Below are 6345 nucleotides of genomic sequence, written 5' to 3'. Positions count from 1 at the left end.
TTACAAAAAATATTGATTTAAGTATAAAAAATTTTAATTTTTCTAATAAAACCCTAAGCATTGAAAAGAGCATTTTAAAAAATCCTTATATTAGTATAACTTTACCAAAAAAAGATAAAGTAAAAAAAGAAGTTACTAAAAATAGTAAAAATGTAGAAACTAAAAATAGTTTAAATATGCAAATTGGTCCTTTTAATATAAAAAATGCATCATTAAATTTTGAAGATAAGAACTTACCAATTCCTTTTAAAACTTTGGTCTCAAAACTAAATGGAGAATTTTCAGAGTTTAGTACTACAAGTTCAAAGCCAACAGAACTTAAGCTTGAGGGTAAAGTTGATAAGTATGGATATACAAAAATCACAGGACTTGTAAATCATGAAAATATAAAAGAGCTTACGGATGTAAACTTACTGTTTAAAAATATTGCTATTAAAAACTTTACTCCTTATTCTGGAAAATTTATAGGAAGAGAGATTGAGACAGGAAAATTAAATCTTGATTTGAAATACAATATCAAAAAATCAAATCTCGATGCAAAAAATAGCATTATTATTAGTGATATAAAACTTGGAGATGAAGTAAAAAGTGAAGATGCAGTATCTTTACCTTTAGAATTAGCAATTGCTTTACTTGAGGATGCTGATGGAATAATTGATTTGGATATTCCAATATCTGGAAATGTAGATGATCCAAAGTTTGCTATTGCTCCAATTGCATGGCAAGCTTTCACAAATTTAATAGTAAAAGCAGTTAGTGCTCCATTTAGTTTTTTAGCTTCATTATTAGGAATTGAAGCAGATGAAATAAAATCAATAGATTTTCATTTTGCAGATGCAAAAATACTTCCATCAGAAAAAGAAGCTTTAGATAATATTGCAAAAATCATGGAAAAAAGACCAAATATAGCAATTAAAATAAATCCTAGTTTTACACAAGAAGATATCAATAAACTAAAAGAATTAAAAGCCGAAGAAAATATAGAAAAAACAATGAAAGAGTTTAAAAAAGGAGATAAATATCAACTTGCAATTGAAAAAATATATCTTTCATATAAAAATAGCAAAAAATTAGTAGAGTTAAAAAAAGAGTTTATAGTAAAGAAAAAAGAGAAAGAGATTTTCCAAAAAGATAGATATTTAAACCATATGAAAGATATGATTATATCAAAACAAGTTATTTCAGATGATACAATTTTAAATTTAACAAAACAAAGAATAGAGAATATTAATAAGTATCTAATAGATAAAAAACAGATAAAACAAAATAGAGTTATTATTAAAAAAACAGATAAAACAAATACAAGTAAAAGCTTTACAAGCTTCGATTTACAAATAGATATAGCAAGATAATAAATATTTAGTTATATTAATTTTTGTTATATTAATCTATATTTATTGACTTTGTATTAGTTTTTTTGATAATATTAATCAATTTACTTTTATTATAATTTTTATAAGGAATATTTATGAATAAAATATTATATGCTTTTATTGGATTGTTTATTATAGCAACTAGTTATGGAGTTTATACACAAGTTACAAAAAAACCTTTAAACACAAAAAGAGTATCTTGTCAAAACAAAACAACAACTTTTGAAAAAATAAATAAAAATGCAAATATTCAAAAAGCAAAAGAACTTTTTCTAACTTCAAACTATGATTTATCAATAATTATTGACTATTCAAAATATATGAAAAGTAATTTAAAAGATATTTTAGATGAACAAAAATTAGAAAAAATAATAAAAGATGTAATAAGCAACTATGAAGATGAAGATAAAAGTGTTAAAAAAAATCTAACTATTCATGCATATCTTTATGAAAATGACAAAGAAGACAAGGGTAAAAAAAGCAAAAAAGCAAAACTTTATGCGGGATATATTCTTATGGAGTTTAAACTAAATAACAAAAGTGTTTATAAAATCCAAACTGATTATATGAATATGGATACAAGTGATTTAAAAGAAAGAATTGATTGTTCAATTAAATCATTTGTTTCTATAAAATAAAAAAGATAATCTTTTTTATTTTATAGTTTTATAACTTTTGCTCCAAATCCACCACTACTTGGATGGGCATCTTCATAGCTTCTAATTTTAGGATGTTTATCAAGATATTTTTTTGTTGCTGCTGCTAATTTTCCTGTACCAATTCCATGATAAACTAATACTTCATCAAAACCTGCAATTAAAGCATCAGATAAAAATTTATCTAAATTTTCTAAAGCTTCATCTACTCTTTGTCCATGTAAATCTAACTTTACATGTCCTGTTTCTGGTTTTGAAACTGTAACAGTTGTTTTTGGTTTTATAGTAGGTTTTGGCATATTGCCACTTCTTGATAAATCTTTAAGTGGAACTTTCATTTTCATTCCTGAATCATTTTCAATGAAAGCTTGTTTTCCTTTGATTGAGACAATAACACCTTTTGAAGTTCTATACTTAACTCTATCTCCAACTTTTAATTCTTCTATTTCAGTTATTTTTTGAGTTTTTATACTAGAAGCTTTTGTATGAGCAACATTTAAGTGTCTATGTCCCTCTTTTGAAATTTTTGCTTTTATAGCTTTTTTTGCTTCTTCTCTTGCGTCTTTATACTCTTTGTGTAGTTTGGATTTCTCAGAATAAACTAACTCATCAAGATTTTCTTTTTGCTCTTTCAAAGATTTTTTAATTCTTTGTGTATCCTCTAACTCTTTATCTAGTTTTTGAATTTTTTGTTTATATTCTCTTTCAAGTTCACTACTTCTTTCGATAAGTTCGTTTAATTTATCTTTATCTTCACCATAAACTTTTTTTGCAAGTTTGATTATATTGTGAGGAATTCCATACCTACTTGCAGTTTCAAAAGCATAAGATTTTCCTATCGTACCTTGTAAAAACTCATAAGTTGGTCTTTGATTTTTTTCATCATAAAGTGCTGCAACTAACTCTACATCACTATTTGAAGCAAGTAATGCTGCCAATCTTTTGTGATGAGTTGTAATAATAATCTTTATATCTTTTTTTATAAGTTCTTCAATTATTACTTTAAATAAACTAGCAGCTTCATCTGAATCTGTTCCAAGCTCTATCTCATCTACACCAACAATTGCATTTTTCTTTGAAAAAAGAGTTGAAAATTCAACCATTCTTCCTGCAAAAGTTGAAATATCATTTTTTACACTTTGAGGATCATCTAATACTGCTAATATATTTTTAAAACTTCCAATTTGTGAAGATTTATGTGCATTATATGGAAGTAAATATTTAGACAATAAAACAGCAGATAAAATAGATTTTAACATCATAGTTTTACCACCTGCATTTACACCAGTAATCATAATAACTGATTTTGTAAAATCAATAGTAATAGGTTTTGCCCCATGAAGTGCGGGATGTCTAAACTCTACTAGTTTACAACTATTGTTTCTACTTGGTAATAAAAAGTTTCTATCATTTGCTTTTGCAAAAAATAGTCTTGCTTGGTAGTGATCAACCCTATCAAACTCTTTATTTATAAATTTTAAAAACATCAAATGCTTTTCAAACATTGAAGAAATTTGTTTACAAAACTTTAATAAAACCTCTTCTTGCTTATTTATAAGGTCACTTCTTCTTTGTTTTAATTCACTAATATTGTGAGGAACTACATAAAAGAATCCAGAGTTTGATCTATGTACAACTGTTGCTTTTATTACATGATTAAATCCACCTCTTACTAAAATAGCCTCTTGGTCATTTACTAAATGCACTTGTGAATCAACTAAATATGGTCTTAATTTTGATGAATTTATGACTTTATATAAAGATTGTCTAATTAAATCTTTATTTTTATAAATAGCATTTTGAATATTGTCATAATCTTCATCAACACCCTCTTTTAGATTACCTTTTGAATCAAAATAATCATCTAACTTTAAAATATCACTTGGAATGATAATTTTATCTATCCACTCTTTTAGTTTTCCCTCAAAGTTAAATCTTTTTAAATATAAAAAGTATCTAATTATTTTAGTAAATTCATAAATATCATCAAGTTTTAAAATACCTTGTTTTTGTATATAAACTAATGAATTATCTAAATTTGCAACCTCTTTTGGTGCATTTATATCAAACTTTGAAAGTTCTTCTATGAGTTTAAAATGTAAGTTTATATCACCTTCAAGTATGATTGATTTTTTTCTTGAAAAAAGTTCTTGGAAGGATTCTATATACTCTGTTAAGTCTAGTTTTTTTATTATATCTTTCATTTGCGTATTATAGCCAAAGGGCTATAATACTTTTATAAATAAAACTGCCAATATACTAAAGCAATTACTGTAATACAAATAATTCCTAAAATATTAAATAGTAATCCAAATTTTGCCATATCTTTTACTTTAACAGCACCACTACTCATAGCAATGGCATTTGGAGGAGTAGCAATAGGAAGCATAAATGCATATGAAGCACAAATAGTTGATACAAACAAAATTAGAGTCATATTAACATCTGCTACTTGTCCTAAAGAATAAATAATTGGTAAAGCAATTGAAATCAATGCAGTATTTGATGTAACTTCTGTTGTAAATGTTATTAGTGCAGCAACTAATATTATAAGAAAAATAACAGGAAGATTTACCAAATCAAGTAAATAATGCGCAATTTCATTTGCTAAACCTGTTGATGCAAATGCCGCTGCAATAGAAAAACCTGCACCAAATAAGAAAATAATTTCATATGGAATTTTCTTTGTATCTTCCCAAGTTAAAAACCCAATCTTAGGCATAAACATCAATAAACCATATCCTAATAAAATACCTTTTTCATTTAAACCTAAACCAGAATAAAAAGGTTCGATTTTTGAATTTACAAAAAGTAAAAGAATTAAACTACCAAGAAAATACATAAGCCTTCTTTGGTCACTTGTCAAATGTTCCCTATCTTCTAAATGTGTATCAAATTTTAGATGTTGAACTCCAAGTGATAAGAAGAAAGGAATTAATGTTAACATTAAAAAGGCCAATGGTGCAGTCAATAAAATCCATTTTATAAAAGGAATAGCCTCAATTGAGTGCTGATCCATAAAACCTAGTAAAATCAAGTTTGGAGGTGTTCCAATAGGTGTTACAATACCACCAATACTAGCACCATAAGCAATAGCAAGTACAAGTCTTACTTTTAATTTTGTATCATTTGTCAAAAACATTGCAATAGGTATTAAAAGTAAAGCAGTTGTTGTATTTGAAATAAGTGAACTTAAAAAAGCTGAAGTAATTGCTAATGAAAAAATTATTCCTCTGGGGGTATTAGGGAAGATTGTTAATAATTTATTTGAAATATATTTATGTAAATTAGTTTTTTGAGTTGCAATTGCCACCATAAAACCACCAAGAAATAGGAAAATAATTGATTTAGAGTAATTTGCAGTAGTAGCACTTGTACTCATAATATCAAAGGAAGGGAATAAAAGAATAGGCAAAAGTGACACTACGCCAATTGGTAATCCCTCGTTTGTCCATAGTACTACAAGTAACACTATTATTGCTAATAAAATTGAGTGTTGAGTACTAAAAGCTATGCTTGCTATAAAAAACATAGCAATCGATAAAATCAATGCAGTAAGTAGTTGTTTCAAAACATTCCTTTTATTTAAAATTACTGTTGTTATATTTATTGTAATTATAAAAAACTAAATTACTTTTATATTTCATAATTTTTATCAAATAAAAATAAAATTATTACATAAAGTTACATAAAAAAATTATAAAACATTATTTCTACACTTAAGCCACACTCTTTATACATTTTTAAGTAACATATGCTCTTTTGAAATCTATTTTTTCTTTGGTCTAAAAGGCTTAATTACCTCTTCATTACATTCTAAATATGGTCCTTCCATTAAATCAATACAATATGGAATTGCAGGAAAAACTGCATCTAAACACTCTCTTATTGATTTTGGTTTTCCAGGTAAATTTACTATAAGTGAGCTTCCTCTAAGTCCTGCTGTTTGTCTTGAAAGAATTGCAGTTGGAACAAATTTCAACGACTCTGCACGCATTAATTCACCAAATCCTGGCATCATTCTATCGCAAACTGCTTCTGTTGCTTCTGGAGTTACATCTCTTGCAGCAGGTCCTGTTCCCCCTGTTGTAACAACTAAACAACAATCCTCTTTATCTACTAACTCTTTTAAAGTATCTTCAATAGTCTTTTGGTCATCTTCTATACATCTATATACAGGCTCCCAAGAAGAAGTAAGATAATCATTCATAGTATCAACTATTGCTTTTCCACTAATATCTTCATATATTCCCTTACTTGCTCTATCACTTGCTGTAATTATTCCAATCTTTGCTGTATTACTCATAATAATCCTT

The 6345-nt window shown here is 26.5% G+C and carries 5 protein-coding genes; 2 read left to right on the top strand and 3 right to left on the bottom strand.

Features of this window, described 5'->3' with window-relative positions:
• Both ACTCCZ_RS12330 and ACTCCZ_RS12325 read left to right on the top strand, forming a co-directional pair.
• A partial coding sequence (locus ACTCCZ_RS12330; RefSeq protein ID WP_463187388.1) for a DUF748 domain-containing protein occupies nucleotides 1–1352 on the top strand: 1352 nt, incomplete at its 5' end.
• Between the two features lie 116 nt (nucleotides 1353–1468).
• Nucleotides 1469–2011: a hypothetical protein gene (locus tag ACTCCZ_RS12325; protein ID WP_079580011.1), complete on the top strand. Its 543-nt coding sequence runs from the start codon at nucleotides 1469–1471 to the stop codon at nucleotides 2009–2011.
• Between the two features lie 20 nt (nucleotides 2012–2031).
• On the opposite strand, the gene ACTCCZ_RS12320 is transcribed toward ACTCCZ_RS12325, so the two are convergent.
• The 3 genes from ACTCCZ_RS12320 to mog form a co-directional block, all read right to left on the bottom strand.
• Complete coding sequence (locus tag ACTCCZ_RS12320) at nucleotides 2032–4233, bottom strand: endonuclease MutS2 (RefSeq protein WP_079580010.1); 2202 nt, start codon at nucleotides 4231–4233, stop codon at nucleotides 2032–2034.
• A 32-nt stretch (nucleotides 4234–4265) separates the two neighbouring features.
• Nucleotides 4266–5600 carry an SLC13 family permease gene (locus ACTCCZ_RS12315; RefSeq protein ID WP_079580009.1) on the bottom strand — a complete coding sequence of 445 codons (1335 nt, stop codon included), beginning with the start codon at nucleotides 5598–5600 and terminating at the stop codon, nucleotides 4266–4268.
• A gap of 198 nt (nucleotides 5601–5798) precedes the next feature.
• On the bottom strand, nucleotides 5799–6335 hold the full coding sequence (gene mog / locus ACTCCZ_RS12310; protein ID WP_079580008.1) for a molybdopterin adenylyltransferase: 537 nt from the start codon (nucleotides 6333–6335) through the stop codon (nucleotides 5799–5801).
• Between the last annotated feature and the right edge of the window lie 10 nt (nucleotides 6336–6345).

The sequence above is a fragment of the Malaciobacter sp. genome (assembly GCF_055140965.1).
The sequence above is the reverse complement of the archived record's forward strand: the minus strand, read 5'-3'. Positions and strand labels throughout refer to the sequence as shown.

Excerpts from the sequence above, each read along its gene's own strand:
- ACTCCZ_RS12325 (WP_079580011.1), top strand. The coding sequence starts at position 1,469 with ATGAATAAAATATTATATGCTTTTATTGGATTGTTTATTATAGCAACT.
- ACTCCZ_RS12320 (WP_079580010.1), bottom strand. The coding sequence starts at position 4,233 with ATGAAAGATATAATAAAAAAACTAGACTTAACAGAGTATATAGAATCC.
- mog (WP_079580008.1), bottom strand. The coding sequence starts at position 6,335 with ATGAGTAATACAGCAAAGATTGGAATAATTACAGCAAGTGATAGAGCA.